The sequence below is a fragment of the Gimesia algae genome (assembly GCF_007746795.1).
GTDB classification, from domain to species: domain Bacteria; phylum Planctomycetota; class Planctomycetia; order Planctomycetales; family Planctomycetaceae; genus Gimesia; species Gimesia algae.
The window spans coordinates 1,293,578-1,320,008 of sequence record NZ_CP036343.1; the positions used below are offsets into that span (position 1 = coordinate 1,293,578).

Annotated in this window: 23 protein-coding genes; 17 read left to right on the top strand and 6 right to left on the bottom strand. The window is 49.8% G+C overall.

The genetic code is table 11. From position 1 onward, the window contains the following. Window positions 1-434 precede the first annotated feature (434 nt). The 5 genes from Pan161_RS04825 (at window position 435) to Pan161_RS04845 (ending at window position 7,916) form a co-directional block, all read left to right on the top strand. Complete coding sequence (locus tag Pan161_RS04825; RefSeq protein WP_145224540.1) at window positions 435-1,679, top strand: lactate racemase domain-containing protein; 1,245 nt, start codon at window positions 435-437, stop codon at window positions 1,677-1,679. Window positions 1,680-1,754: 75 nt separating this feature from the next. Further along, complete coding sequence (locus tag Pan161_RS04830; RefSeq protein ID WP_145224542.1) at window positions 1,755-2,558, top strand: inositol monophosphatase family protein; 804 nt, start codon at window positions 1,755-1,757, stop codon at window positions 2,556-2,558. Window positions 2,559-3,329: 771 nt separating this feature from the next. After that, window positions 3,330-4,049, top strand: a complete 720-nt coding sequence (locus tag Pan161_RS04835; RefSeq protein WP_145224544.1) for a metal-dependent hydrolase — start codon at window positions 3,330-3,332, stop codon at window positions 4,047-4,049. Between the two features lie 296 nt (window positions 4,050-4,345). After that, complete coding sequence (locus Pan161_RS04840) at window positions 4,346-5,194, top strand: carbon-nitrogen hydrolase family protein (protein ID WP_145224546.1); 849 nt, start codon at window positions 4,346-4,348, stop codon at window positions 5,192-5,194. A gap of 292 nt (window positions 5,195-5,486) precedes the next feature. Then, the gene (locus Pan161_RS04845; RefSeq protein ID WP_145224548.1) at window positions 5,487-7,916 is read left to right on the top strand and encodes a YfhO family protein; all 2,430 of its coding nucleotides are present in this window, start codon (window positions 5,487-5,489) and stop codon (window positions 7,914-7,916) included. A 70-nt stretch (window positions 7,917-7,986) separates the two neighbouring features. On the opposite strand, the gene Pan161_RS04850 is transcribed toward Pan161_RS04845, so the two are convergent. Next, window positions 7,987-9,708, bottom strand: coding sequence for a hypothetical protein (locus tag Pan161_RS04850; RefSeq protein WP_145224550.1), 1,722 nt, complete (start codon window positions 9,706-9,708; stop codon window positions 7,987-7,989). 250 nt (window positions 9,709-9,958) lie between these two features. On the opposite strand from Pan161_RS04850, the gene Pan161_RS04855 reads away from it, so the two are divergent. After that, window positions 9,959-10,690: a class I SAM-dependent methyltransferase gene (locus Pan161_RS04855; RefSeq protein ID WP_197995697.1), complete on the top strand. Its 732-nt coding sequence runs from the start codon at window positions 9,959-9,961 to the stop codon at window positions 10,688-10,690. Next, window positions 10,687-11,757, top strand: coding sequence for a glycosyltransferase family 2 protein (locus Pan161_RS04860; RefSeq protein WP_145224554.1), 1,071 nt, complete (start codon window positions 10,687-10,689; stop codon window positions 11,755-11,757). The genes Pan161_RS04855 and Pan161_RS04860 overlap by 4 nt, the downstream gene beginning before the upstream one ends. A gap of 121 nt (window positions 11,758-11,878) precedes the next feature. On the opposite strand, the gene Pan161_RS04865 is transcribed toward Pan161_RS04860, so the two are convergent. Next, on the bottom strand, window positions 11,879-13,228 hold the full coding sequence (locus Pan161_RS04865; protein ID WP_145224556.1) for a hypothetical protein: 1,350 nt from the start codon (window positions 13,226-13,228) through the stop codon (window positions 11,879-11,881). 445 nt (window positions 13,229-13,673) lie between these two features. On the opposite strand from Pan161_RS04865, the gene Pan161_RS04870 reads away from it, so the two are divergent. The 3 genes from Pan161_RS04870 to Pan161_RS04880 all read left to right on the top strand — a co-directional run bounded on the left by Pan161_RS04870 (window position 13,674) and on the right by Pan161_RS04880 (window position 17,931). Then, window positions 13,674-16,697: a PQQ-binding-like beta-propeller repeat protein gene (locus tag Pan161_RS04870; protein WP_197995698.1), complete on the top strand. Its 3,024-nt coding sequence runs from the start codon at window positions 13,674-13,676 to the stop codon at window positions 16,695-16,697. A gap of 178 nt (window positions 16,698-16,875) precedes the next feature. Continuing rightward, entirely contained in the window at window positions 16,876-17,409 is a 534-nt protein-coding gene (locus Pan161_RS04875; RefSeq protein WP_145224560.1) for a hypothetical protein, read from the top strand. Window positions 17,410-17,520: 111 nt separating this feature from the next. Then, the gene (locus Pan161_RS04880) at window positions 17,521-17,931 is read left to right on the top strand and encodes a hypothetical protein (RefSeq protein ID WP_145224562.1); all 411 of its coding nucleotides are present in this window, start codon (window positions 17,521-17,523) and stop codon (window positions 17,929-17,931) included. A gap of 146 nt (window positions 17,932-18,077) precedes the next feature. Here the strand turns inward: Pan161_RS04880 and Pan161_RS04885 are convergent, their stop codons facing one another. Next, complete coding sequence (locus Pan161_RS04885; protein ID WP_145224564.1) at window positions 18,078-18,305, bottom strand: hypothetical protein; 228 nt, start codon at window positions 18,303-18,305, stop codon at window positions 18,078-18,080. Between the two features lie 81 nt (window positions 18,306-18,386). On the opposite strand from Pan161_RS04885, the gene Pan161_RS04890 reads away from it, so the two are divergent. Both Pan161_RS04890 and Pan161_RS04895 read left to right on the top strand, forming a co-directional pair. Next, a complete protein-coding gene (locus tag Pan161_RS04890; RefSeq protein ID WP_145224566.1) occupies window positions 18,387-18,593 on the top strand; it encodes a Sec-independent protein translocase subunit TatA/TatB in 207 nt (68 codons plus the stop codon). A gap of 112 nt (window positions 18,594-18,705) precedes the next feature. Next, complete coding sequence (locus tag Pan161_RS04895) at window positions 18,706-19,032, top strand: Sec-independent protein translocase subunit TatA/TatB (RefSeq protein ID WP_197995699.1); 327 nt, start codon at window positions 18,706-18,708, stop codon at window positions 19,030-19,032. Window positions 19,033-19,066: 34 nt separating this feature from the next. Here Pan161_RS04895 and Pan161_RS04900 read toward each other — a convergent pair whose 3' ends face one another. From Pan161_RS04900 to Pan161_RS04910, 3 genes are all read right to left on the bottom strand, one after another. Continuing rightward, complete coding sequence (locus Pan161_RS04900) at window positions 19,067-20,707, bottom strand: hypothetical protein (protein WP_145224568.1); 1,641 nt, start codon at window positions 20,705-20,707, stop codon at window positions 19,067-19,069. Between the two features lie 428 nt (window positions 20,708-21,135). Continuing rightward, window positions 21,136-21,783 carry a bifunctional 4-hydroxy-2-oxoglutarate aldolase/2-dehydro-3-deoxy-phosphogluconate aldolase gene (locus Pan161_RS04905; protein ID WP_145224570.1) on the bottom strand — a complete coding sequence of 216 codons (648 nt, stop codon included), beginning with the start codon at window positions 21,781-21,783 and terminating at the stop codon, window positions 21,136-21,138. Between the two features lie 47 nt (window positions 21,784-21,830). Continuing rightward, complete coding sequence (locus tag Pan161_RS04910; protein WP_145224573.1) at window positions 21,831-22,316, bottom strand: hypothetical protein; 486 nt, start codon at window positions 22,314-22,316, stop codon at window positions 21,831-21,833. An 800-nt stretch (window positions 22,317-23,116) separates the two neighbouring features. Here Pan161_RS04910 and Pan161_RS04915 point away from each other — a divergent pair. From Pan161_RS04915 to Pan161_RS04935, 5 genes are all read left to right on the top strand, one after another. After that, a complete protein-coding gene (locus Pan161_RS04915) occupies window positions 23,117-23,470 on the top strand; it encodes a hypothetical protein (protein WP_145224574.1) in 354 nt (117 codons plus the stop codon). Between the two features lie 200 nt (window positions 23,471-23,670). Further along, window positions 23,671-24,957: an ATP-dependent Clp protease ATP-binding subunit ClpX gene (gene clpX, locus Pan161_RS04920; RefSeq protein WP_145224576.1), complete on the top strand. Its 1,287-nt coding sequence runs from the start codon at window positions 23,671-23,673 to the stop codon at window positions 24,955-24,957. A gap of 97 nt (window positions 24,958-25,054) precedes the next feature. Beyond that, entirely contained in the window at window positions 25,055-25,597 is a 543-nt protein-coding gene (locus Pan161_RS04925) for an FHA domain-containing protein (protein ID WP_145224578.1), read from the top strand. 32 nt (window positions 25,598-25,629) lie between these two features. Further along, complete coding sequence (locus Pan161_RS04930) at window positions 25,630-26,016, top strand: DUF4440 domain-containing protein (protein ID WP_145224580.1); 387 nt, start codon at window positions 25,630-25,632, stop codon at window positions 26,014-26,016. Window positions 26,017-26,035: 19 nt separating this feature from the next. Further along, window positions 26,036-26,410, top strand: a complete 375-nt coding sequence (locus tag Pan161_RS04935) for a hypothetical protein (protein WP_145224581.1) — start codon at window positions 26,036-26,038, stop codon at window positions 26,408-26,410. The last annotated feature ends 21 nt before the right edge of the window (window positions 26,411-26,431 follow it).

A 26,431-nucleotide genomic window follows, 5' to 3' on the forward strand; every position in this document is an offset into this window, starting at 1 on the left:
CCAGATATTTTCATAAGTCAGTCCTGAATTGAACCTGGACCAACGCTAGTATCGGTCGGAACACAAACATTTTAATCGCATGCTCTCAATAAAGCCTGTTGAAGAATCGGGCCTGATAACCCTCAAACTCTATTCAGAGCGCATCTTACGAGGTTACTAGATCACCGTTGCTTTTGACCAGTCTTATGGCGGGTTTTCTTCCGAATTTTTGACTTCCACGAAAAAAGAATGTGAACATTCCGTTATCTCAAAGAGTCTGCCAAGTTCGGTCCCTTGAGACTGGTCCAGCCATAAAAAGTGTGATATACGACTCCCAAAGCCTGCTGAGTCGATTCACTTTTTTGAAAAATAATTTATAGTATCTGTTTTCACCATCAGTCCGGCTCAGAACTGCAAGCATGAGATCTGGGCTTTTCTGAAAGCAATATGCGACTATGGAAAATCTCCATCAAACTCTTACCGAGCAGGAAGTCATTCAGTGGTTTGAATCCAACCTGCCTGTTGAAGACTATCGAAACAAGAGTATTCTGCTGATCGTGCCCGATGCGACCCGCACGGCTCCGTTACCCCTGTTGTTTTCGACCTTCCATCGAATTCTCAGTCCGGTAGCAAAACGGATTGACGTCCTCGTTGCTCTTGGGACGCATCCTCCCATGCCTGAAAAAGACATTTGCCGCCTGTTGGGTATCTCCGAGGCAGCCAGGCAGTCGGAATACAGGGATGTAGGACTTTACAACCATGAATGGGACCAACCTGACAAGCTTACACAAATCGGGACTCTCACGAAAGAGCAGACTTCTTTAATCTCAGCAGGACTCCTGGAAATGGAAGTCCCGGTCACCATCAATGCTCGTATCAAAGACTATGATATCCTGCAGATTATGGGCCCCGTCTTTCCTCACGAAGTCGTGGGCTTTTCCGGTGGCAGCAAGTACTTTTTCCCCGGTATTTCTGGTCCGGATCTTTTGAACTTCTTCCACTGGCTGGGTGCATTAATCACCAATGTCGGAATTATCGGCGTCAAACAGACCCCGGTACGTGATGTGGTGAATCTGTCTGCTGCGATGATTCCGAACGAAAAACGTTGTATCACCTTTGTCGTGGCACCAGACAGCTCATTATATGGCCTGTTTTACGGTTCTCCTGAAGTAGCCTGGGAATCCGCGGCTGATCTTTCAGGCCAGATTCATATCAAACGCATGCCGAAACCATTCAAACAGGTTTTGTCTTGTGCACCTTTGATGTACGATGAACTCTGGGTCGCTGGAAAATGCATGTACAAGCTGGAACCGGTAGTCGCCGATGACGGAGAGCTTATTATTTATGCTCCCCACATGAAAGGAATTTCAATCACACATGGCAAGCTGATTGAACAGGTCGGCTATCATGTCAGAGACTATTTCACCAAGCAATGGGACCAGTTTAAAGACTTCCCCTGGGGGATTCTGGCACATTCGACTCACGTGCGGGGTACAGGTACATTCGAAAACGGGATTGAACGTCCGCGAGTTCGTGTCACGCTGGCATCGCAGATTCCTCCGGAACTGTGTGAGAAAATCAATCTCGGCTACAGAGATCCTGACACGATCGATATCGAATCATTTGCGAACCGGGAAGAGGAAGGGATTCTACTTGTCAGAAAAGCAGGAGAGCACCTCTACCGTCTCGAAGATGAATAGACCGAATACCAGGGGAACTAAAATTCTCAATCGATCGATAATCATAAACACTCAAGAAATATTTGAAACAAAACCATGAATACACATTCTGAGAAATTCGAATTAAAAGCACGTCTGGAACTGGCCTTAGCGGCGTCTGAAAAAGCCAGCGAGCTGATCATGCTGCATTACCAGTCTCCCGAACTGAAGGTCGATCGAAAATCCGATGACTCTCCCGTGACGATCGCCGACCGAGGCGCAGAAGAAATACTGCGAGAAGAAATCACCCTGGCGTTTCCTGAGGACAGCATCATGGGTGAAGAACTGCCTCCTGTTGAAGGGACAAACGAGTTCAAATGGATTCTCGACCCCATTGATGGCACCAAGCCTTACACGCAGGGAGTCCCCTTGTTTGGAACACTTATGGGCCTGGAAGAAAATGGGAAACTCGTTCTCGGCGTCTGTCGATTCCCTGCGTTGAACGAAGTGGTTTACGCCATCAAAGGAGAAGGCGCCTGGTGGAAAATTCGTGACCAGGAACCACGTCGCGCCAGAGTATCTGATAAATCTCAACTCTCCGAAGCAGTCTTCTGTACCACCACCATGACCCGCTGGGAAACGATTGGCAAACAGAAGTCGTACGAATACCTCTGTCGTAACTCCTACCTCGCCCGCGGCTGGGGAGACTGTTACGGTCATATGCTGGTCGCCACCGGTCGCGCCGAAGTCATGGTCGACCCTACCCTCAGCCCCTGGGATGCAGCCGCTCTGCTCCCCATCCTGGAAGAAGCCGGAGGACACTGGATCGACTTCGACGGGAACCCGTCCATCTACACTGGAAATGGCCTGGCAGTGAATGCGGCGTTGAAAGACGAAGTTCTGAAGATCATCGCTCAATAAAAAACAGTCCGCTCCGTCGCTGTTCTGTTTAGAAACGTGTCCGAATATCGTACTGTTTGTCGTTTGGGAGCGTTTCAGCCAGTGATGAATCCAACTTCGTAATCCAGCAGCATGGACTGAAAATATTCGACTTGACGCCGCTGCGCCGCGAAACATGATAAACGCTAAATTGAGTCGCGCGCGTGGCCAGTTTACAGTGCACTGAAACACGCTCCACTTGTTCCGACTCTGCACTACAATTAACCCGGTTTTTTCCAGATTTCCACTGCCTGAAACCGCACCAGTTACCAATGTATGTCTGCGGGTCGCCGCACTTCGCAGGCCTTCACCCCAAAACCGCCCCGGATTCGCACCAGGTCGTCCCCCTGTCAACAAGTATCGCCACCCGATTTTGTTCAGATGCCCTTGACGCAACCGTGCCACTCCACAAAATAGTCCACCATAACGGAAGCTGAAAAAACAGACCATCAAATTACATCCTGTTAAACAGAGAATGCGATCTCTCGGTCGAATATTGATCATCCGATAGGGCCAGATGAGTTCTGTATCAACAGAGAAGATAAATACGCATCGTCAATTTTACACGATCTCACCAGATCATCCGCAGATGAACAACCTGAACCAGATCAGGTTCCAGCAGTCGATTCCCCCTCAAAACCAGTGATTTGAACTCCCATTGATCGATTCCCCCCAAGTTTGCTACGATTGCTCCTGCAAGGACTTAGCTTCATACATTCCGGAATCATACCGTAACATTCAGGGAAGGATACGATGGCCGGTTACACGGAACATATCAGCGTCAGTGGCTTTCTGGGAATCGGCTACGGTACCATCGCCAGTCTGTTCATGGGATTCACACCCACACAGGGTATTCTGGCCGGCGTACTGACCTGGGTCGGTGGCATGCTGCCTGACCTGGATTCCGAAACAGGCCGTCCCATCAAAGAGCTGTTTTCCCTGACCGCGGCAGTCGCTTCCTTCGTTGCCATGCGCTGTATGATTCACAAAGGGGCCGATCCAGACAACGCCATCCTGATGGCAGTCGTCACCTATGCCGCTGTGCGCTACGGTGCTGCCTCCATCCTCAGTAAATTCGCCGTACATCGTGGCATGTTCCACAGCATCCCGGCGCTGATCATTGCTGGGGAAACAGTCTTTCTGGCCTATTTTAGTGATTCTTACACCGTCAAATTTCTGATGGCCGGCGGAATTTCACTGGGCTTTCTGTCACACCTGGTTCTGGATGAAGTCTACAGCGTAGAACGTAAAGGAGTGACTATTCGACTGAAGAAATCTTCAGGCAGCGCGCTCAAATGGTTCGGGAAAGGCCTGTTTGGTAACGCAGTCGCCTACGCGATTCTGTTGACGATGACCTATATTTCCCTTGTCGATTCAGGTGTGCTCATTCCACCTCAACAGACTGCTCCAATTGAAAATATTGACGCCCCGGTCAAACAGGCGTCTCCCTTCAGAACGACAGAACGCCTCTGATCCAGTTTCACACTTAACAAATACAATGGAAACATGAGGCGCAGGCTCCTATAATCAGTATTCTGCCTGGAATGGGATATTCAATCATTCAGAATTCTAGAGCACGTCACATTTAACCATAGCGTCTCTCAATCTATTATACTCGGCCCAAATGGCCCTGGAGACGCTACAGTAAAACTGGACACAGTCTAGAGCACATCACATTTAACCATAGCGTCTCTCAATCTGTTATACTCGGCTCAAATAGCCCGGGAGACGTTACAGTAAAACTGGACACAGTCTGAGGACCGCACTCAATGAAAATCGCCGGCGTGCAAATGGATGTATCTCTCATGGACAAAGAGGGAAATCTCAGCCGTATCATCGAGAAAATCAAAGAGACCGCTGCTGCAGGCGCCAGCCTTACCGTATTTCCTGAATGTGCGCTGACCGGTTACTGTTTTGCCAGCCTCGAAGAAGCCTTGCCTTATGCAGAATCAATTCCGGGTCCCACGACTGACAGACTGCAGGAAGTCTGTCGAGAACTGAATCATTCCGTCGTCATCGGGATGCTGGAGCAGGCAGAGCAGGGCATCTATAACGCGGCAGTCCTGATTACGCCACAGGGGGTCCTGGGCAGCTATCGCAAAATTCATTTGCCCTACCTGGGAGTCGACCGCTTCGCGTTACCCGGCGACCGCGATTTCACAGTGCATTCACACCCCGAAGCGAATATTGGACTCAATATCTGTTACGACAGTGCCTTTCCGGAATCCTCGCGTATCATGACGATCCAGGGTGCCGATCTGATCATCCTGCCGACGAACTGGCCTTCCGGCGCGGAACACGTTGCCGAACATGCCATCAATACACGATCAATGGAAAACGGCATCTACTACTGCGCCATCAACCGCATCGGATCGGAACGTGGTTTTGAGTTTATTGGCAAGAGCCGTATTACAGGTACAGCAGGCGAAACCATCGCCACATCCACAGGAACCGATCCGGAAATTCTCTACGCGACCATTGATCCGGCCCGGGCCCGCAATAAACGGGTCGACCGTGTCCCCGACAAGCATGTGATTCACCGCCTGGCGGATCGACGTCCCGAAATGTACGAAAAAATCACAGAACCACATGGACTGCAGCCCCCCAACCGTGACTGATAAGACCACTGAAGAAAGTGGCAGCCAGGCACCCGTTGATTTGCATCGGAGCTGGAGCCCGGCAATTTATTCCATGCCCTGAACTGGTTGGCATGATCTGTGCTCTTAAATGCGCTGCTGATAGTTAACAGCGACAGACGCTCGCATACTGAACTTTTTTCCCGAATCGACCTTCCCGTTGAGGAAACTGTTTCTGTTCGCAATCGTTTTGTCCTGCGATGTATCGGATTCTTTACAACGCCCTTGTCTTTCTGATGATTTCTCCACATCTGGCTGAAATGAAACGTAACGCATGAAATCCGGACTGTTTCAAAATCTGATTGCAGCTTTGGTCCTGCTGGTAGTGACAGGAGTCTGTTTCCAAACCCTGTTGAGTCATCCGGATGATGTACTGGTCGGGATCCAGAATCACGGCTATAACGACACTACCAGTCAGTTCATTGCCTTCAAAAGTTATCAGAAAATCTGTTGGGAGCAGTTTCAGCAGCTCCCCTACTGGAACCCGTACTCTCTGCTCGGCATGCCCTGGCTGGGAACTCCGCAGTCGTCTCTGTTCTATCCTGGTAACTGGCTCTTCTTTTTTGTGAATGCAGTGACGGCCATCAGCTGGTCAATGGTGTTGCATCACTGGTGGGCCGGCCTGGGTGCCTATCTACTGGGACGTAAATATCAGCTGAGTTTTTTCAGCGCGCTCCTGTCCGGAATCGTCTTTCTTGCCGCTCCCTATTTTGTGGCAAAAACGGGAGAAGGTCATTTCACTTCAATCACACAGATCGCCTGGTTCCCGTGGATCCTGTATGGCTATCAACTTCTGCGGGAAGGCAGCAGAAAAGCAGTTCCTCTCCTGGCAATTCTGATCTCGCTCTCCTTTTTCTGTGGCCATGTACAGGAACTGTATTATCTGTTGTTGTTCCTGAGCGGCGCACTGACGATTGAATGCCTGGTGGATCTCATGCTGCAGAAACGCCAGGTACCGCCCGATCCGCAGGAACCGGCAGCAGATCTCCCTGGCAGTCAATCAACAACAAATACTCCCGGTACCAGATTCAAAAACTGGATTTTAGTCAGCCTGTTTGTGACAGGGCTGGTCGCTATCGATCTAATCCCCGTTTTTATCTATACCAAGCAGGCGGTTCGCGCCAGTGGTATTGATATGGCTGCCTTATATAAGGGGAGCCTGAACCTATACAGCCTACTGCAGTTAATCGATCCCTTTGTCTGGGGAGGCCCGGATCAGTACTACGGTACCGGGTTCTTTTACTGGGAAGCCGTCTGTTCGTTCGGGTGCCTGCCACTCCTGCTGGCTTTGTGGGGGGCATGTATTTTCTGTCGCAATCGTAATGTGATTCGGCTCACTCTCTTCTGCCTGGCGGCCTTGCTGCTCGCCTTTGGTCCCCATCTACCATTTTATACGCTCTGCTATCAACTGATCCCCGGATTCTCCATGTTTCGACTGCCGGCCCGTCTGCTCTGGATCTGTTCACTGGCAGTCGCCCTGTTGGCCGGCTTCGGATGTGAAACCCTGATCCGATTGTCCGAGAGTGAACGCAAGAAAATATATCGCCTTATAATCGGAGTCTTTTTTGCTGTTGCTCTGCTGGGAATGGGTTATCAGTTCGTGCGTTCAAACGGCATCATCGCATTCAACATGGGCACAGAACAGACTTTTAGAATCCAGCTGGCCTGGCTGTTTACCGCCATCTCCGCTGGTTTTATATCACTTTTCCTAGCCAGCTTTACTCGAAAGACTGCCATCGCAGGTACGTTGTTTCTCGGTCTGATTTGCACATGGGAACTCTGTGCTCATTCGCATCAGATCCTGCAGACAGTCCCGCAGAACTCGTTCAGAGGCGAAACAAAACTGATTACGTTTCTCAAAAAGAATCTGGGCCAGCACCGCGTGCTTGTGAACCAGAGGCTGCTCAGCGATCGTGAAGCCTGGCAGCATCAAATCATGAAAATCCAGGGGTATGAACCTGTTCCTCTCGTGCGACTCGGATTGCTGGCCGCTGCTGCTTTTCCGCAACCGGATGCCGCTCCGATGATGGCGGGCTTCGAATCACCAGATCTCTTAATCGCCAGAAAGCCGCTCCTGGATCTGATGAGTATTAAATACGTCATCCTGCAGACAGATCAGGAGCCGGAAATCGAGGGCTGGAAAGCCATCGAACGAGGCATGCTGCCTGAGGAATTCGTCATGAGAAATACGCAGACTCAGCAGTTACCTTACCTGATACTGGAAAACCTGAACCCACTCCCCAGAGCCTATATCACGGGAAGCGTGTCTCAATTCGACCCGAATCAACCGAGTCAGAAAATTGTGGCGGCGATTTCTAAAGTCCAGCCACGCAATGAGGTGCTGTTGCAGCAGGATGTACTGCCGCGAGGTGACCGGCAGACTTTTACCGCTGCTCACATCAGTAACGTAACTCCGAATCAATTGACTATCGAGGCCAGCCTGACTGCGCCCGGTTATCTGGTCGTCTCAGATATCTATTACCCGGGCTGGACCGCGCGAATCGACAACCAGGAACTACCTGTCCTGCCCGCTGATTACTCATTGCGAGCGATTCCTCTCCCTGCAGGCAAACATCAGGTTGAGCTGTCTTTCATGCCACCCGGTTTTCAAATCGGGCGGCTCATTTCCCTGACGACGCTTATGTTGCTGCTGGTCCAGTTGCTGAGTGCGTTTCGAAAGCCACGCAGTAAACAGATAACGTAATTTATTACTGATTCTTCAAAATGCTCTCTCATTTCTCGGATGCGGAAGCAGAGCCAGTCTGCGCTTTCTGTCACTTCTGCTGTCGGGCAATTTCTCTTACCTGCTCCTCTGTGGGAATATATCCGCTGGCGGGAAAACGACCTAAGGGCCGTTGTACCTGATGTACCAGATATCGTCCTGCCCGAAAGACGACTGGCTGAGACCAGGGATAAGCGCCTTTGAGACTCACCGGATAAGCAGGGGGCGTTAACTGATTTGAATTCGGTGATTTTGCCAAAGCCGTTTTACGGTCAAATCCGCTCTCCAGCAAATCGGTGACAATCAATTTCTGCGGGCTGGTTTTGACTGACTCCATGAGTTCCCGACGATGTTTCGGACAGAATATCAGGATCGAATCAAAAAATACATATCGGGTCGCAGGTTCAACTGCAAGCTCGGGATACAGGTAAACCAGAGTACTGTTGTAGCAATGCAACTCACGATCTTTTAAATTCTGTTTTTCCAGAAATGCTTTGACAGCGGCCAGATCATCCCAGTCGACCTGAACCATTAAGGCCAGCTCCGATTTGAGCTGCAGATTACTTTGATTCAAGACACAGGTTGGCCAGAGTTGAATTCGTTCCGGTTTAAAATTGGGAAACGATAGTACAGCCATAACGGTGAATAAGAAAACCCCCATTTTCCAGGCCAGATTCAGAGACTGCGCCTGAGCTCGACTTCCCAGATAAACGCCAATCACGGCTATCGCCAGCAGGTGAGAGGGGGGATGCACATAATCAAACAGATGCTGAAATGCGTATGACTGAAACAGCCACCCCAGGTACATCAACGATAACAGCAGCGTATCTCGTTGCCCCGTTTCCAATGTTGATTTGCTTTGTTTATGTATTTTCCAGCATTGCCAGACCGTTGAGAATGAGAGAGGAACGGCAATCAGATGCAGCAGACACCAGGGATAAAACCGGAACAGAAACTGCGCAAACCGTAGTGGGTTCCAACCCGCCTTTCGCGCTGCCACATACTCTGGATTCCATTCGGTAAACGTTTCATAAAACCAGGGCCAGGCACCTGTCTGCCATAACCAGGTAATACCAATCGCTCCCAGGGTCAATCCCCCCAGTAATAAGCCAGAAAAATCAATTAGCATTTTGCGTGGCTGTCTGATTAAGAACAGAGATCCAATCCAGACACACAATGCGGGTACGGCGACAAAGGGCTTGATCCAGAACGCCGTTGCCCAGCACAGGCCTTCCAGAAACCCCCAGCCCCAGACAACCAGTACTGAAGTCTTATGTGAGAGAGACTCAGCTTCCAGTATTCGATCAGTCTGCTTGCGACGTAACCAGAGTGCCACCAGAGCAGGAAACAGGATTAACGTATCGCGCTGGAAGTGACACCATTCTGTAAGTGAAAAATAGAACGCAAACAGCGTGATACCCATCCAGAGCATGGCGGTGATTGAAAACTGATTCCTGCAATTCCAGAACATGAGAAGCAATATACTGCCACCGAGAATGAGTAAGTCTACTACTCGCAACGCATCCGAACTCATTCCCACTAAAGGCCTTACCAGCATATGAAGCCAGACAATTCCTGGTAGATTGGTTTCAAACACATCCTGATACAGGGTGCCGCCACTCAAGGCAGTCTGTGCCTGCAGGTCATACAGCACAACATCGGTTGCCAAAGGCATTCTTATAAACAATGGTACACACAACATCAAAAATAGAGTAAAGACGATGACTGCGATCCATGTATAGACTGTAACCCGTTTGGCTGCCTGAATCTCCACTCTTTTTACTCCACACATTTACACATTGAATGTAATAAATCTCAAACTCAACCACACACTATAGACAGAATAAGCAATACAGGTAAAATAAATATGTTTCAATTCAATCAATTTCTACCATTTCAGCGATAATCCTGAAGAGTTGTCCTGATTGCACTGGTATCCTGAGCCTTTGCATGCCTGTTCTGCTCATTTTCTCAGTCATTCGGCCATTTAATTCCATCGCCATTTAAGATAAAGATCAATCATTGTGGACCCGGGACATCTTACTGAATTAATTGAGCTGGAAGATCATTATTGGTGGCATGTCGCCAAGCGGAAGCTGGTGACGGAAATCCTGACCAATGAATTCGCGCCTCCCGGATTAATTATTGAAGGGGGGATTGGTTCCGCTCGAAATCTACTTGAGTTCAATCGAATGGGCTATGAAGTAACCGGCTTTGATCTGATGCAGGACTCTGTCGATTATGGTCGTTCCCGTGGGCTAAACAATCTCTCCGTGCATGAGCTGAGCCAGCCCTGGCCCGTAACTCCTGCTTCTGCCAAAGCGGTCATCTTGCTTGATGTGATGGAACATATGCAGGACCCGGTTCAGTTACTGAAAAATGCGGCTGAAGGACTGGCGGATGATGGAGGTATCATTATTACCGTTCCCGCATATCCCGTTCTGTTTTCCAACTGGGATCGAAAACTGGGGCATTACTGCCGTTATACGAAAAAACATTTTCGTCAAAACGCGAAAGAGGCTGGCCTCAAGGTCAAATGGGTGACTCACTGGAATTCGTTTACACTGCCCGCCGCCATCCTCAGCAGGGGAGCCGAGCGGGTATTGAAACGAGAGCAGGATGATACGCCTCGCTTTACACGTATTCCCTCGGTCTTAAATCGTTGTCTCTTGTCCTGTGCCGGAGTCGAACGCAAACTGATCCATGCGACAGGGGTCCCTTTTGGACTTTCACTGATAGGGGTATTAGTCAAATGAATCAGTCAGTCCCACAAAGTGACTCCACCGAAAGAAAAGCAATCAACGAGCTTCTGATCTCGGTAGTTCTACCTGTTTTTAACGAGCAGAATGTATTACCTCAGTTGCTACAGTCAGTAGAAGAATCTCTTCAGTCCCTTGGCTGCTGCTACGAGATCATCTTTGTCAACGATGGTTCTACAGATCAAAGTGGCCCGATTCTGAACGATCTGGCGGAACTGAATTCCCGGATTAAGGTCCTGCATTTTGCCAAAAATTTCGGGCACCAGGCCGCCGTACAGGCCGGTTTATTACATTCGACTGGTGATGCGATCGTCATTATGGATTCGGATATGCAGGACAGCCCGACCGCCATTATTGACTTTGTGGAAGCCTGGCAGGCCGGCTTTGATGTGGTCTATGCCATTCGCACCGAACGCAAAGAAAATGTACTGAAACGCTGGGCTTTTTCTACATTTCACAAAACATTAAATCTGATCGCGAATTCGCACATCCCCAGAGATGCCGGAAATTTCGGATTGATCGACCGCAAAGTCGCCATTCAGATTGCCAGACTGATCGACCGTGATCGCTATTTTCCAGGCTTACGTTCCTGGGTGGGATTTCGGCAAACCGGTGTCACCGTGGAACGATTAGCACGTTATGATAATACGCCACGTGTTTCGTTCATTCATCTTTGTCGGTTGGCCAAAACCGCAATCTTTTCCTTCTCGTTCCTGCCTTTGACCATTTTTTACCTGATCGCAGCTCTTTCCGCTGTTGTATGTACGCTGGTCGTCGGCTTTGTTCTTTATCACAAGCTGTTTACCGGACTGGCAATCCCTGGCTGGGCTTCTGTCACCATTACCGCTTCATCTTTCGGTGCCCTCAACGCCTTGGGAATTGGCATCCTGGGTGAATATGTCACGCGTATTTATGACCAGGTCAGAGCCCGTCCCATGTTTATCGTCAACACGAAAACTAATTTTGATTTTCCTGACAATGAAGCGCCCCTCCTTGCGAGCAAGCAGGAGGAAAGACCGACATCGGCAGCCAATCAGGACCAGGAACTCTCTCAGCAACCCTGAAACTGGCCAGCACGACTACGGGTCCATCAAGCCTGTATTGACAGGTGGTCAATGTCAGGCGAGCACGCAACGAGCGTGCGGATCTTTTCGACCAACGTGCCATTTCAGGTCTGATAAGACACTACTGTGATGTATGCCTGACGATGCTCCCCGAATCCTGGAAACGGGAAACCGGCTTTTCATTGGTCTGCTGATTGCGATCCACGTCGGTACTTTGTGTGGTATGCAACAGGCGGGGCCTGAAGACAACCATCAACAGCATTGGCAGATACCAGAGCAGATAGACGCTTCCCTGTTGCGGATACCAGAGCAGGGTGGCAATGATGATCGCCGTTGTATGAGACATTAAGTGGCCCAGATTTTTTCGGCGGGGCCAGATCGTCAGACAGACGATCAGGAGTACAAAAACCACAAACACAGGGATCCGATAGGCCGAATCATACGCACTCCAGAAACCGGGGATCTGCTGACCTCCCTGAAATTTGATCACTGACCAGTCGATGGAACCAATGGTTTGCTGGGTAAATGAAAACCGGTCGACCGAAGTCAACATCAGGCTTCCCACCAGCACAACGCCTACCACACTACCTGAGAGTACAAAACGTTTCAGGCCGTTCTTCCGGTAATAACTGGCCCACAACGGTAAAAGAAAGACTGGAAAAAACATCGCCCCACAGGCCAGACCCATAAAGATACCCGAAAGAATCGGTTGTTTATATGTTACAAACGCCCAGACCAGCAATGCCGCCGGTAAGACATGGTTCGCCTTACTGACATCATAGGCGGTACAGGGCAGCAGGAGGTACAACAGCGCCATCGCCAGCCCGACCTGTGTATCCGCAAAATGAACTTTCCCCATGATGATCAGCCCCACGATCACAAATGCATGTGCCAGGATCGCCATGATCCGCGCTGCCAGCGTGGAATGATCCAGGGGAGGACTGGCACTCGTCACAGGATTAGAACCCTGGACCACTGCATTCGAGAGAGGAACGACGGGCGCAGCCAGCAGTCGGGCTGTGGGACCAGCCTCGGGATGTGTTTTTTGCTGGGCCGCGCTCACATCCTGCATACTCAGTAGTCTGTCTGCCTGTTGGACGGTCTGGATCGTTTCCGGCGCAGGATTTTCCGTAAAGACGCGCACGATAAAAAAGGCAAAGATCGAGATACAGAGAAACGCCATCCCAAAACTGTTGAGATTCTGCTCTCCCCGGGGCCGTCTCTGAAAGAAACAGTCGACACACATGCGAATGACGAACAGCCCCGTGCCTGCGAACAGCCAGATGTTTCCCAATACCGGTCTGTCACTTAAAAACAGCAATCCCGGTGAGATGGAAAGCAGCAGTACCAGATCCAGATTGCGCAGCGATAGTATCCGGTCAAATCGGAAAAAGACCGCCAGAGAGAGCAACAGGGAAAGATAAAACCATGTTGCCTCACTTACATAATAATCAGGTAAGATATGGTTCATACAAGAATACCGCCAGTGATGAGAATTTATCACCAGTCGAATTATTGAGTTTGAGCTTCAAACAGGTCCCCTTGTCATCACTCAAACAGGTACCAGCACGTGCTCCGAACTCAATTCTGGAGTCTCGGTCAAAGTGCGGGGTCGATAAATCAGTACCTATTGTTCACAGATTTTTAATTTTAACCAGCCGATAATACGATTTTTCTCAATATCATCCGGATTTCACTCGTAGAAACCCCCATCCGTACACAGTCCGTACAGTACCTTGGGCATCAAAGAACAGATTCCGTCCTCTCTGTCAGCCGCAGTCCCCCTAAGACAGTCCGGGCAGAGACCGGAAATTATGCTTCGACACATAAATAACCTTTGAAATATAATTTCAAACCTGACATCATGATACGGCGAACGTCTCCGATTCTTTTTCATCACGCCACGGAGGATGAGCATGCCGCATCTGAAATACCATTGGTTTTTCACAGTCACGTCGATCTGGATCGTACTTGGAGCAAGTCTGCCTGCTGCGGAAAAGGCAGAATCGAAGCGGGATATTTCAAAGACAGCAGCAGCCTGTCTATCCAGGTTGCCAGCTTCCTCAGGCATTTGCGTGGTCCTGGGGCTGCCCGCAGACAAGCAGGCGCCGTTTTTAAATGAAGTGCTTCAAAATTCAGAGTTCCAGATTTTTTTCCAGTCAGACTCGCTTTCTGAAGTTAACAAGGTCAGACAGCTGGCCGAAAAAAAAGGTTTTCTGGGCAACCGAATTTTTGTGGAACACGGCCCGATTCAGTCGCTCGCGCTGGCCAGTAATCTGGCTGACGTCATCTTTGTCGAACCAACGGCAGAGCAACTGGTATCTCAAACAGAACTGCTGCGGGTTTTACGCCCTGAAGGGATCGCTTACCGCGCCGGCTCAGAATTGAAAAAACCGATTCCAGCCGGAAATGATTACTGGAACCATCCCTATCATCGCCCGGATAACAATCCCCAGTCGACCGACCAGAATGCACGCGCTCCCTACCGGACCCAGTTTCTGGCCGATCCCAAGTTTTCGCCCATGCCGGAAGTTTCCGTCGCTGCAGGAGGCAAAGTCTTCAAGGCGTTTGGACATATCGCGCATAAACAAAACCAGAATGCCATCCTGAATACCCTGATGTGTATTAACGCCTTTAATGGCACGATCCTCTGGAAGCGTCCGTTGCCCGCAGGCTTCATGATTCACCGCAATACCATGATCGGCACCGACGACGCGTTGTATATGGCAGACAACGAGTCCTGCAAGATCATTGACAGTGAAACCGGGGAAATTCGCAACGAAATCAAAATCGACAAAAAACTGGCGGATGGCCCTGTCTGGAAATGGATGGGCATGCAGGACGGAGTTCTTTATGCCCTGATTGGCAACGAAGAAATCAAAGTCGATACGCAAAAATCAGCGCGGCGGGGACTGGGGCACTGGCCTTGGGGTATGTGGAAAGGGCATGACTATTCCGACCCCAAGCAGGCCTTTGGATTTGGGCGGACGTTTGTGGCAATCAGTCTGGCAGACCAGAAAGTTCTCTGGCATTTCCAGGAAAAAGATTATATCGACAGCCGTGGCGTCTGTATGAAAAACAATCGCCTCTTTTATTACTGCCCGGACAAATTCCTGGGATGCCTCAACACCGAAACAGGAAAACAGCTCTGGAAAAACAGTGACAAAAAATTACTGGCGTCCATCGGCTCCAATCAGAAAGCCCAGCATTATGTCACCGGCTACGCCACCACGACCTATCTGAAATGCAGCGATGAGTATCTGTTCTTCGCGGGACCACAACGCCTGCATCTCGTTTCCGCATCCGCCGCGGATGGCTACATGTTGTGGGAAAAAGAACATGGGAACCTGCAATTAGTTTTACGTAATGATGGCATTTATGCAGCCGGTCCTAAAGAGACGGGAATGAAACTGGATTACGCCACCGGAGAAAAGCTGGCGTCTTTACCCACACGGCGTGCCTGCACGCGCGCCACCGGCAGCGTCGACAGTATTTTCTTTCGTACACGCGGCGGTACCGTCCGACTGGAAACAGCCACCGATACCGCACAACATATCGCGCCCATGCGGCCTCCCTGTCAGGACGGCGTCATCGTTTCCAACGGCCTGCTTTACTGGGGCCCCTGGATGTGCGGCTGTGAACTGTCCCTTTACGGTCACATCTGCCTGGGACCCGAGAAAAATTCTACGGCTTCCGCACAAAAGATTCCGCCGCGTCGAACCATCTCTTCAAATCAGCTCGAATCAGTCGAACCGCTGCCCGATCATTCCACAGCCTGGCCTGCATTTCGTGGAGATCAATATCAGTCTTCGTCAACCGAAATCCCCATTCCGAAAAAAAACCATGCTGCCTGGTCAACCCAGGTCACCAGATTGGCGCTGCTGACGGCTCCTGTGATTGCAGCAAACAGGATCTTTGTCGCTGATCGGAGTGGTGTGATCTATGCCTATGACATGCAGGGAAAACTAATCTGGAAACAATTTACGGGAGGTGCAATCTATTATCCTCCCACAGTCAGCAATGACCGCGTGTATGCAGGTTCTGCCGATGGTCGAGTCTACGCGTTTGCCGCGAAGACGGGGCAGCCCCTGTGGTCATTTCGCGTCGCACCGGAACAACGCTGGATCCCCGTTTATGGGAAGCTGATCTCAACCTGGCCTGTCGCCGGAGGCGTCGTCATCCATAACGATACGCTCTATGCCGCTGCCGGAATTGCTCACTTCGATGGCACGCACCTGGTTGCCCTGGATCCTGTCACAGGCAAACTCAAACAGGAAAACAATACCTCCGGCGTCTTATCACCCACCGTCAACAGTGGAATCAGCCTGCAGGGCAGCCTGTATATCGATGAAGGGGAACTCTGCTTTCTGGCAGGAGGCGTCTATGAAATTGCCCGTTATGACCTGCAGACGTTAAAATGTCTGAATACGCCCCGCACTGAAGTACAATCGCAGTACCGGACCGCGTTCTATCCTTACTATCCGGAATACGGAAAATACCTCTCGATCGAACATACACTGGCGGACCGCCGGGAACTGGTGCACGATGCCAGTTATGAGGGAAGTGTATTTACGAATCTCACTCTGAAAGAAGCATTACCCCCGGGAGCTCCCAAAGAGAAAAAAGAGGTCGCTCGCTGGTTGAGCATGCGGGCCCGACGCACAGGCCAGGCATTCAAACGCAAGAACATCTGGGAAGATCAGCAGCAGCGTCGGTTTACCAGCTTTATTGTATCTCCGAAAGTGCTGCTGACCGCCGGCCACCCTGATGAGCAGCCGGAGGCCCCTTTTCTGACGGCCATCGACATCGCGCAGGGAACCGATCTCTGGTCGCATGCCTTGCCCGCATTGGCAGTGAAGGGGGGCACGGCGATCAACGCCGATGGCAGTATTGTCGTCGCTCTGGAGAATGGTCAGATCCTCTGTTTTCGGGCAGATTAAAAACGGAATCGTTTCAATCCGGGAGCATGACTTTCGGTCTCGCGGGAAATCCGTTAATTTAGCCTGAAACACAGGTAACACTAAAAATTCGCATATCATTTCCTATTAGCGGAATAGCGAAGTGTTCCTGATTTCCCGATCGTGCCAGTATCGCCTCATACTCAGAAGTTAGACTCTCATGACTGCGACCGTAAAACTATATCTGCCTCACCAGACTACCGATCAATTGAACTGGCCGACCGACAATACAACGATCCGCCCGGGGCAACTCGAACAGACTTCACCTGCCTCCCTGTCGCGGACAGAACTGGTTTCTCTCTTTGAAAGTGCAACAGAAGACTATCTCGGTTTTGTCGATGCCCCTCGGTTGAGTCAGGCTGACCTGGACCAGCTACAGAACTTCGATCCGAGTCAGTTTCGCAAAGGGGTCTGTCTGCTGCCATTCTCTGGTTCTGAGCAGATGATTCAGGCATATCAGACACTGCCTCCACTGGCGGCCGCTTCAGCGATGAATCCACTTTCTCATGCCGGCATCCTGATTCGTAAAACAGACTTTCTCAGCCTGAACAATCTACCGGGCTCTCCGGAACCGATCTGGCAGACATTGATTCTACTGGCAAAACAAAAAGCCCCCTTTCAACTGATTGAAACAGAAAATCCTCTCACACTGGAAAGCAATTTTCCCAGCACTCTCCCGGCATTAGCACCCTAACTGCCCGGATCAGACAGAAAATGGCTGCTGGACCTGTTACGCGGTTATGATCCCCAGCAGGACCTGCTCTCCATCAAATCTGCTGCAGACGCAACGGCGCTCAAAGCCGGCTTGCTCTGCCTGCACGATTATCTCGACGAAAGCCATGAATACTCACAATCCGTTCAAAACCAGGGAAGACACCAGGCGGGCGACTACTGGCATCATATCATGCACCGCCGCGAACCCGACTATTCGAATGCAAAGTACTGGAGCAGGGTCGTCGGCTACCATCCGTTACACGATGAGCTGCCCGCAGCAGTTGAACCACTGTTTGAACGGTATGCAGCGCTCTCTCATGTCGCTTCCTGGAAAGAGAGATTAGTCCCAAATAAACGCTGGCTGCTAAATGCCTTTGTCGATTGCTGTCAGGAGTGTGAAACCACGGGTGATCCGGAACTGAATGCCTTTGCGCAACAGGTCCAATGGCTGGAAATGCTACTGTTATTACAGAAAACATCTCTAGATGCTGTAAGCGTTTAAGTCAAAAGTGAAGTTTCGGACCTCTCTCAGGTTTTAGTCCCGCCACAAATCACTTTTACAGGTATCATTGTCGGGCAGAATCGGAATTCACCCGAATTGGAACGTTAAATTCTGTTGACAGCCGCGTTTGCGAGGTTATGATTTAATTACTTACCGCTCAATCCTCCTGCGACTCCTGCGGGCAAACCGAGTGGATATCCATCCATGGGATCTCCTCCGAGAACTGTTTTCGCAGGTGCCATCATACAGGAATGACAACCTCCCGACTGGTCTTTTCCTTTACACCAGCAGAGCATACCTGACAGTGCATACCTGATTGAAACATCCCATTTACGCTGGTGTTCATTTTCGGTGAAGTCTTCTTCTGTTACCATTTCACCGAACGAACCTGAATTACTCCATTGTAATGTAATCGTCTACTCGACTGATTCATAGAAGTTAACGGGACTCACAGTATGTTTGGCTTTCCAGGCTGGCTTGAAATCACCATCATCTTAGGGATCATTCTGCTCCTGTTTGGTAAGCGATTACCCGGAGTGATGAATTCACTGGGAAGAAGTATCGTCGAATTTAAAAAGGGCTCACAAGAGGGTGCCGATGACGAGGAGGATTCATCCCGTATTCCGTCGCAGGACTCGAAACAGGATAAACCACCAGGCTAATCTGTCGCCCGGTTTGAACCGTTTTGCTCTCATCCACAGGATACCAGGCTCAGAGGGAACCAGCATCGGTTGATCAGCCCTCTACACCTTAGTCATAAAAAGAGGTACTAAAATGTTACAGACAATCACACACATCACACCTGTCCCTGCTTTTCTGGGCATGCCCGGCGGCTATGAAATGATCATTGTCGGCATCATCGCTCTGCTGCTGTTTGGTAAGCGTTTACCAGAAGTCGCACGCAGCCTGGGTAAAGGAATTGTCGAATTCAAAAAGGGCGTCAGTGGCATTGAAGACGATGTGAATCAGGCATCCTATTCACATTCACAGCCTGAAACACCACGTCCCACACCCTCTGAACGATCTGATGAATTCACGGCTCCCAAGTTTGAAGTTCCCAGCTCTGAACCCAAGACAGAAGAAAAATCAGAACAGGCCTGAGCTGTCTGCCATTATTAATTGTCTCAGCTCAGACTTAATAGGGAGCAGCTTTGCTCAACACTTCCACATCAACGATTCTTCCGGATGGCTTGGTCAAATCCAGGATAATCGGCTGTGGTGTGACCTCCTGTGAAACATTGCCTGCAGCATCGCGGGCAATCACCTGGAGATAAAACTTCGAAGGATTGCCTGGTCGAACAGACCAGGTAAACCGCCCCCCATCTTCCTGCCAGCCAACGATGGGCTCCCAGGGGCCCCCCGGTTGTGTTGAAAAATTGATGGCAATCGGTTTCTCAGCGGGATTCTGATCACTCATGGCCCAGGAGATCGTCACCTTATTGGCTTCTCCACCCAGTCCCTGAACAACCGGATTCAATTTCAGAGCAGGTGCCGTCCGGTCAACCACAATCACCACATCGGGCTTCTCACCAGACTTGGGTAATGCATCAGCCAGGCCAACGCCACTTCGCACTCGTAAGGAAAAACCGTAGATACCATCATGGGGTACTTCGACATGGAAGGGACTCTTTTTGTCCGGGTCTTCGCCATATTTATACCACTTCTGGCCATTATCCTCTGTGATATAGAGCTCTACAGCGCCAACACCTGAAGGCCCGACTTCATCAACTTCGAATCCAATCTGGAATTGACTCCCATTCAACACCTGCTTGCGTTCAGCAGCCCAGTTTTGTGTAGGCGACTGTGGATAGCGATTTTTAGCGTAATTCGGACGCTTCTCCGGATCATCGGTAACAAAATGATTCTTGACCTGCCCCTGACCGGATTGCATTCCCGGATTGTCCTGTTCCAATCGCTTTTGTTGAGGAAAGACGCTGGGCAGCTGACGATTTGCCAGCGGTGTCTGCGAGTCAATACTATGAGGTTGTGCGGCCTGGGGAGTCGTGTTGTCACCAGAATAAGGTGCCAGAGTCCCCGGCTCGGTTCGTGTCAAATTATTGTCAGGCATCGTTCCCTGAGCAATGGGCTGATTAAAGTCGGGAAGATCCTGTTTGGGTTTGGGAATCGTGCGACTGGCGGCGGCTACGACCCGAAGCTGTTTCTGGCTGCTGCCTGTATTATCAGCGCGGTCTTTAATCACGCCCCGCACTGCGACCACACCACCTTGCGAAATGGACCAGGTTGTCTGACCTTTCCCGTGAGGAGCGACGATCACCCGCTGCCAGTTCTGGCTCCCATTCTGGGCATATTCCAGAACCAGTTTGGTCGGATCCAGGTTCTTGTCTTCTGCATTCCAGATCAGTTGAACTTTGCCCGGAGAAATCTGCCGCAGATCCAGATCCAGTTGCGGAGGCGTCGTATCAATCACGACCCGTAAACCAGGTTCAAACACCCGTCCGGACGGATGCAGCTGGTTTTGGGAATCCAGTGTCCGAACCGAGAACCAGTACTCTCCATCCTGTGTTGCTTCAAAGGGAAATTTGCGCGTCGAAGGTGAAACGGACTGCTGATGATTCCAGGTCACACCACGGTCTGTGGAAACATAAAGCCTGATTTCCCGCGCGCCAAGCCGATCAATTTCAGCCTGATCGTAATGGTAGGGAATGCGAAACTGGGTTTTACTGGTATATACGGGAGCCGAAGTAGCAGCCGATGCGGAATTCGATTGAAATCCCCAAAACAAGCAACTGACTACCAGTAATGTAAATAGTCTCATGCCAATGCACCTCCCTGCCTGAAGAACACTTTCTCTTGTGATCCCGGCCTGGAGTCCCTCCTGAGATGGTGTGAATTTTACTAACAGTCAATTCACCGGATACAAAACATGTACCAAGATCCCTGGCAGTCTCTCGAGACTTATCTTAAATGAATCAAACGCTGCACAGGGGAATACGCGCACTGGTAAACCGAAGATTGACTATCTACGCATATCGTCAATTCGGTTCGTATGACTTGAGACGATCTTTCGGGTTAAAACAGAAGCGCAACAAGAGAAAACGCGAGGAATTATAGAGCGAATCGCATTTAACCATAGCGTCTCTCAATCCAGGATATTCGCCCCGCATGACCCCCGGAGAGGCGACAATCAAACTGGACACAGGCTAACGATCGATGAAAGAAAGCGCTCGGCTACAGACGTGACCTTCACCCTTTGCGCAGCTCTGCAATTTTACCCATATACTCAGCGGTCAGCTTCTGAATGCCATCCAGATCACCCGATTCAACCATTTGCTTTGTGACCAGTGAACTTCCCAGTCCCACAGCACAGGCGCCCGCTTTCAGATAAGCGGGCAGGGTTTCCAGGTCAACGCCTCCGGTTGGCATCAATGGAATCTGGGGCAGGGGACCATGCAGCGCTTTCAAATAAGCGGGGCCACCCACAAAGGCAGGAAAGACTTTAATAATATCCGCGCCCGCTTCCCAGGCCGTTAATACTTCTGTCGGAGTAAAGGCCCCCGTCATGATCAGCTTGTCATACCGGTTACACAATTCGATGACATCGGTATTCACGGTGGGAGTCACAATGAACTCCGCACCGGCAAGAATTGCCGCACGGGCGGTTTCCGTATCCAGCACGGTTCCGGCCCCTAACAGAATCTTATCTCCCAGTTCCCGTTTTACCTGGGCCAGAATGTCGAGTACTCCCGGCACGGTAAACGTGACTTCGATCACATCCAGTCCGCCAGCATAAATCGCTTTGGATACATCAACCAGTAACTCTCCAGACGGGGCACGAATGATTGCGACAGCACCACGATCAAGAACCTGCGTTAAATCCGAATGACGACTCATCTGCTGTTTACCTTAACTAGGGGGGATTTGTGAGGGGAAAATACTGATCAGCCTTGAAATGAAAACTGCTCGGCAAATTCCAGGATCCAAAGGTCCATCAGTTCCTGAAAAGACTGCATATCAGCTTCCGCGATAAACTGATAATGAGATCGGTTATAGATTTCCTTGTTTCGAATCGTGGCTTTCGCAACCAGTTCGACGATATGAGTTTCCGTGAAGGGCCTGACAATCATTTCCAGGCGGCTGTAGAGCGTCCGCGCCTGTTTCCCGGAATTCAGGCTGACATCATCACGTGTAATTTTCGAACCCCAGCCGTCTTCCCCCATCAGGGTATTGAACTGAAATCCGGGAAAATGATCGGCCAGTTTTTTCAGGCAGCTGTCGATGTGATCGGTCAGTTCCAGGCGATATTTCAAATGAAGATTCCGAAACTCCTCCTCAGACATTTTTTTTCCGACTTCCTGCCGTATTTCTTCATCTTTGGCGGCACGCCCTTTATTGATGGCATGCTGAAGACGTTTCTCAAAGTCCATTCATAATCCTCAAATTCTATCGGTCTGTATAAAAACCCCGGCTTGACGTTCTGCCAGCCGAGTCTGCAATTGCAATTGATGACTGATTTAAAAAGTCGATCATAAAAGTGAATCGTTCAGGATGCAATGCTAGACTGTGTCCAGTTTTACTGTCGCGTCTCCAGGTCCATTGGGAGTGAGTATCATAGATCAAGAGACGCTATGGTTAAATGTGATGCGATCGAGAGTTCTGCTGACACGACGGGCAGTTTTCCTCTGTTTCGATTACGCTAAAACAATGGTCTGAATTCCAGAATCATACTATGATCCCATGGGAGTGGAAATCAGTCAAATCACAAATCGCATTATACTTACGGTAAGTTCGACAATGTAATTCTTACGCTTCAGCCTGAATTCCTCGGGGACTGGCAGAATTCGGAGCTGAACAACGATCAGAGCTGGAAAAATCTGATTGTTTTGCCTGCCCCTGATTCAACCACACGATTTGCACTGAAAAAGCAGGGTATTTCGTGACTGAACAGCGTATGAGCCTTGAGACACTCCCTTATTCCCAGCAATCCTATTTCTGTTTCTTGTCGTAAATTGACCATTTTTGGCGCATGAAATGCTGATTCTCGCCTATACTGGATACTGACCTGAGATTCGATAAGACTTGTCTCGTTCAGACTTGTCCCTAATAATAAACGACAGTCTGCTCATTTAAGCATGGGGACCCCAGTCGCAGGCCATTGAACCTGCATGGGATTTTGCAGTTAGTATTTAGGATAGGCAGGAAGACTTTGCTCACTGCCGGAATTGAAGTGATTTTTTATTTTTTAACTCTGGGAAAACAGGCTGATAAACAAAAGCTGTTCAAGGATCTCCTGGGCGATCATCTCGTTGAATGGATCCTGGCAGTCTTGATTGTCAGTTTTTTGATTTGGCTGATCGTATGGGTCGTAGGACGTTTTCGGGAAAATGAGGATCGTCATGTGGATGCCCGTGAATTACTTATGCAATTCGCAGAAATGCGGCGAGAAGGTGACCTTTCCGACGACGAATTCCGATCCATCAAAAAGCGACTCGTTGCTCCAGCCAAACAGGGTCTGGATAAGGACGCCGTTGACGCAAATTCTGATCAGGCTGACATTAACAATCAGTCAGACCAGGTATAGCTGTCAGCGGCTCTTCTTAATGCAAAAAGAAATTGATCACTTTTTTTTCCGATAACTGCCTCTTTGTAATCAATATCGATTCTTATCAGGAATCCATTTCAAAAGTTATTTTTACCTATCGAGTGATTTGCACGGAGGCAGAATCAAAACTCACTGGACGTTGATCGCCATAATTTAGTTGACACCGTTGAAGGGAAGCTATGCCCACCGGACGAGATATCACCTCTGGAAAACGTAATTCTTCTGGGAAGAAAAACGCGAACTGTTCTTTCTGCAGAAAAAGCTATCGTGAAGTGGGGCCCCTGGTAGAGGGACCCGACAACGCGTATATCTGTGGCGAATGTATTGAAGTTTGCCAGTCCATTCTGGAACAGGAGCATCGACGCAGAGGAACCACCAAAAAACTGTTTAAGAATGTTCCCACTCCACGGGAAATTGTAACACACCTGAATGAGTACGTGATTGGTCAGGAACGGGCCAAAAAAGTGATGGCGGTTGCCGTTCACAATCACTACAAACGACTGATGCACTCTGAGGAAGAGGGCTCGGACGTTGAACTGGATAAATCAAACATCATGCTGATTGGTCCTACCGGATCTGGTAAGACTCTGCTGGCAAAAAGCCTGGCTCGCTACCTGCAGGTCCCTTTTGCCATCGGGGATGCCACCACGTTAACCGAAGCCGGTTATGTGGGTGAAGATGTGGAAAACCTGTTACTCAAACTGTTACATGCAGCCGATTTCGATGTCGAAGCAGCCCAACGCGGCATTTTATTCATCGACGAAATTGACAAGATTGGCAAAACCAGCCAGAACGTCTCCATTACCCGGGATGTTTCCGGAGAAGGCGTTCAGCAGGCCTTGCTGAAAATGCTGGAAGGGACCGTAGCCAATGTGCCGCCGCAAGGGGGACGCAAGCATCCCGAACAGCAGTATATTCAGCTCGACACCAGCAACATCCTCTTTATCTGTGGCGGTACCTTTGTGGGACTGGAAGATATTGTCGGGAAACGACTGGGCCGAAAAACAATCGGCTTCGGGCAGAATAACCAGCAGAAGAAAGTACAGGAACAGTCTAAAAATGACCTGCTGGCACAGGCATCCGTTGATGACGTGCTGGAATTCGGTCTGATTCCGGAACTGCTGGGACGACTGCCCGTACTCTCTTCCCTTTGCCAGCTCGGCGAAGGAGACCTCGTACGTGTTCTGACCGAACCCAAGAATTCTCTGGTCAGACAGTTTCAGAAGTTCTTTGAAATGGAAAAGGCCGAACTCGAATTCACAGATGGTGCGCTGCACGAAATCGCCCGCATCGCTCAGAAGAAAAATACGGGAGCGCGTGGGTTACGCAGTGTTATCGAACAGGCCATGTTTGATATCATGTACGAACTTCCCGAACAGGAAGCCGGCAAGAAATATGTTGTCACTCCGGAAATCATCCAGGGTACTGAACATCTTTTCCCGAACGATGACTCTGCAGCCGCATAGACTTGCGACAGCAGGAGTCCTATAATAAATTCGATGATCCACAAATCTCCCGCCGAAGCCTTCCTTCGGCGGGTTTTCTTACGTGTATGGTAGAGTCATGAAAATTCGTTTGAGTGTGCAAAGTACGTCCCCCAAAGCTAAAATCATGACCCTCACAAAAACGACTTTGATCGGAAGATCAGCTGACTGTGATATCAAGCTGAAATCCGACCTGGTCAGTCGCCACCACTGTAAAATCGTCCTGACCGGGTCAGTGGCCCTGGTCCATGACCTGGGCAGCTCAAATGGCACGTTCATTGATGGCCAGAGACTGACTCCGAAACGGGACACCAAGCTCATCCCCGGTTGCCTGCTGTCGATTGCAGACGTTAATTTTCGAGTCGACTACGATCCGCAGCAGTTTGTCGATGTCGGCTCGACGATCAATCTCAAAACCCTGGAAGGGATCTTACCGGAGAATACCCTGACTGCAGTCTCTGATGATATTCGATCTTTGGACATTCCATTGCCTGAGAATCAGACGAAATCGAGCGAAACGGCAACCATTGATGAGTATGTACCAGAACTGAATACTTCACAAAATAAAAAGACCATTCAATTTCCAGAGATTGAACTAACGGATAAAATGGATCAGAAGTAAACTCCATTGATCCATTTCTGAAAGACGTAATCATGGCTGATAACGACGTACAAGAGTTGTTAAAACTCAGTAAACAACTACTTGATTCGATCGACCATAAAGACTGGAACACCTATACCAGTCTCTGTGATGAAGAACTGACCGCCTTTGAACCAGAAGCCAGAGGCCACCTGATTACAGGGATGGATTTCCATCGTTTTTATTTTAACATGAATCCCACAGGCAGGCCTCGACAGTCGACCATCAGTTCCCCCATGGTCTCCATTATGGGAGAAGTTGCCCTCATCACTTATGTCCGCGTTGTGCAGGCAATCGATGAACATGGGCATGATTCCAGTGCCGCCTGTGAAGAAACCCGTATCTGGCAGAAACAGGATGGAGAATGGCAGCACGTGCATTTCCATCGTTCCATAATCTGAAAATACCTGAAAATCCATTATGCCAAACCCAGCCTCCCAGGTACTCGTCCTCTGCTCGGACATCATGTTTTCGAGTCAGATTACTGGAGCCGCCAGACAATTGGAGTACTCCTTCTGTACGGTTCTCAGCACACGTCAGGCAGCAGCACAAGTGGACGATTCACTCCGCCAGGTCCTGCTAGTAGACTTGAATCAGCCTTCATTAAACTGGGACCAGTTGAAAACGATCCATCAGGAGCATCCCGCTCTGATCAGCATCGCCTTTGGCCCGCATGTGGATGTCGAAAAACTCGCAGCAGCGCGGGCGGCAGGCTGTACCGAAGTGATGCCTCGGAGCAGATTCTCAGCACAGCTTTCTCAGATCCTGGAGTCTGCATTAACTGAGGAAGCGTGAGGTAATTTAGAGCGCATCACA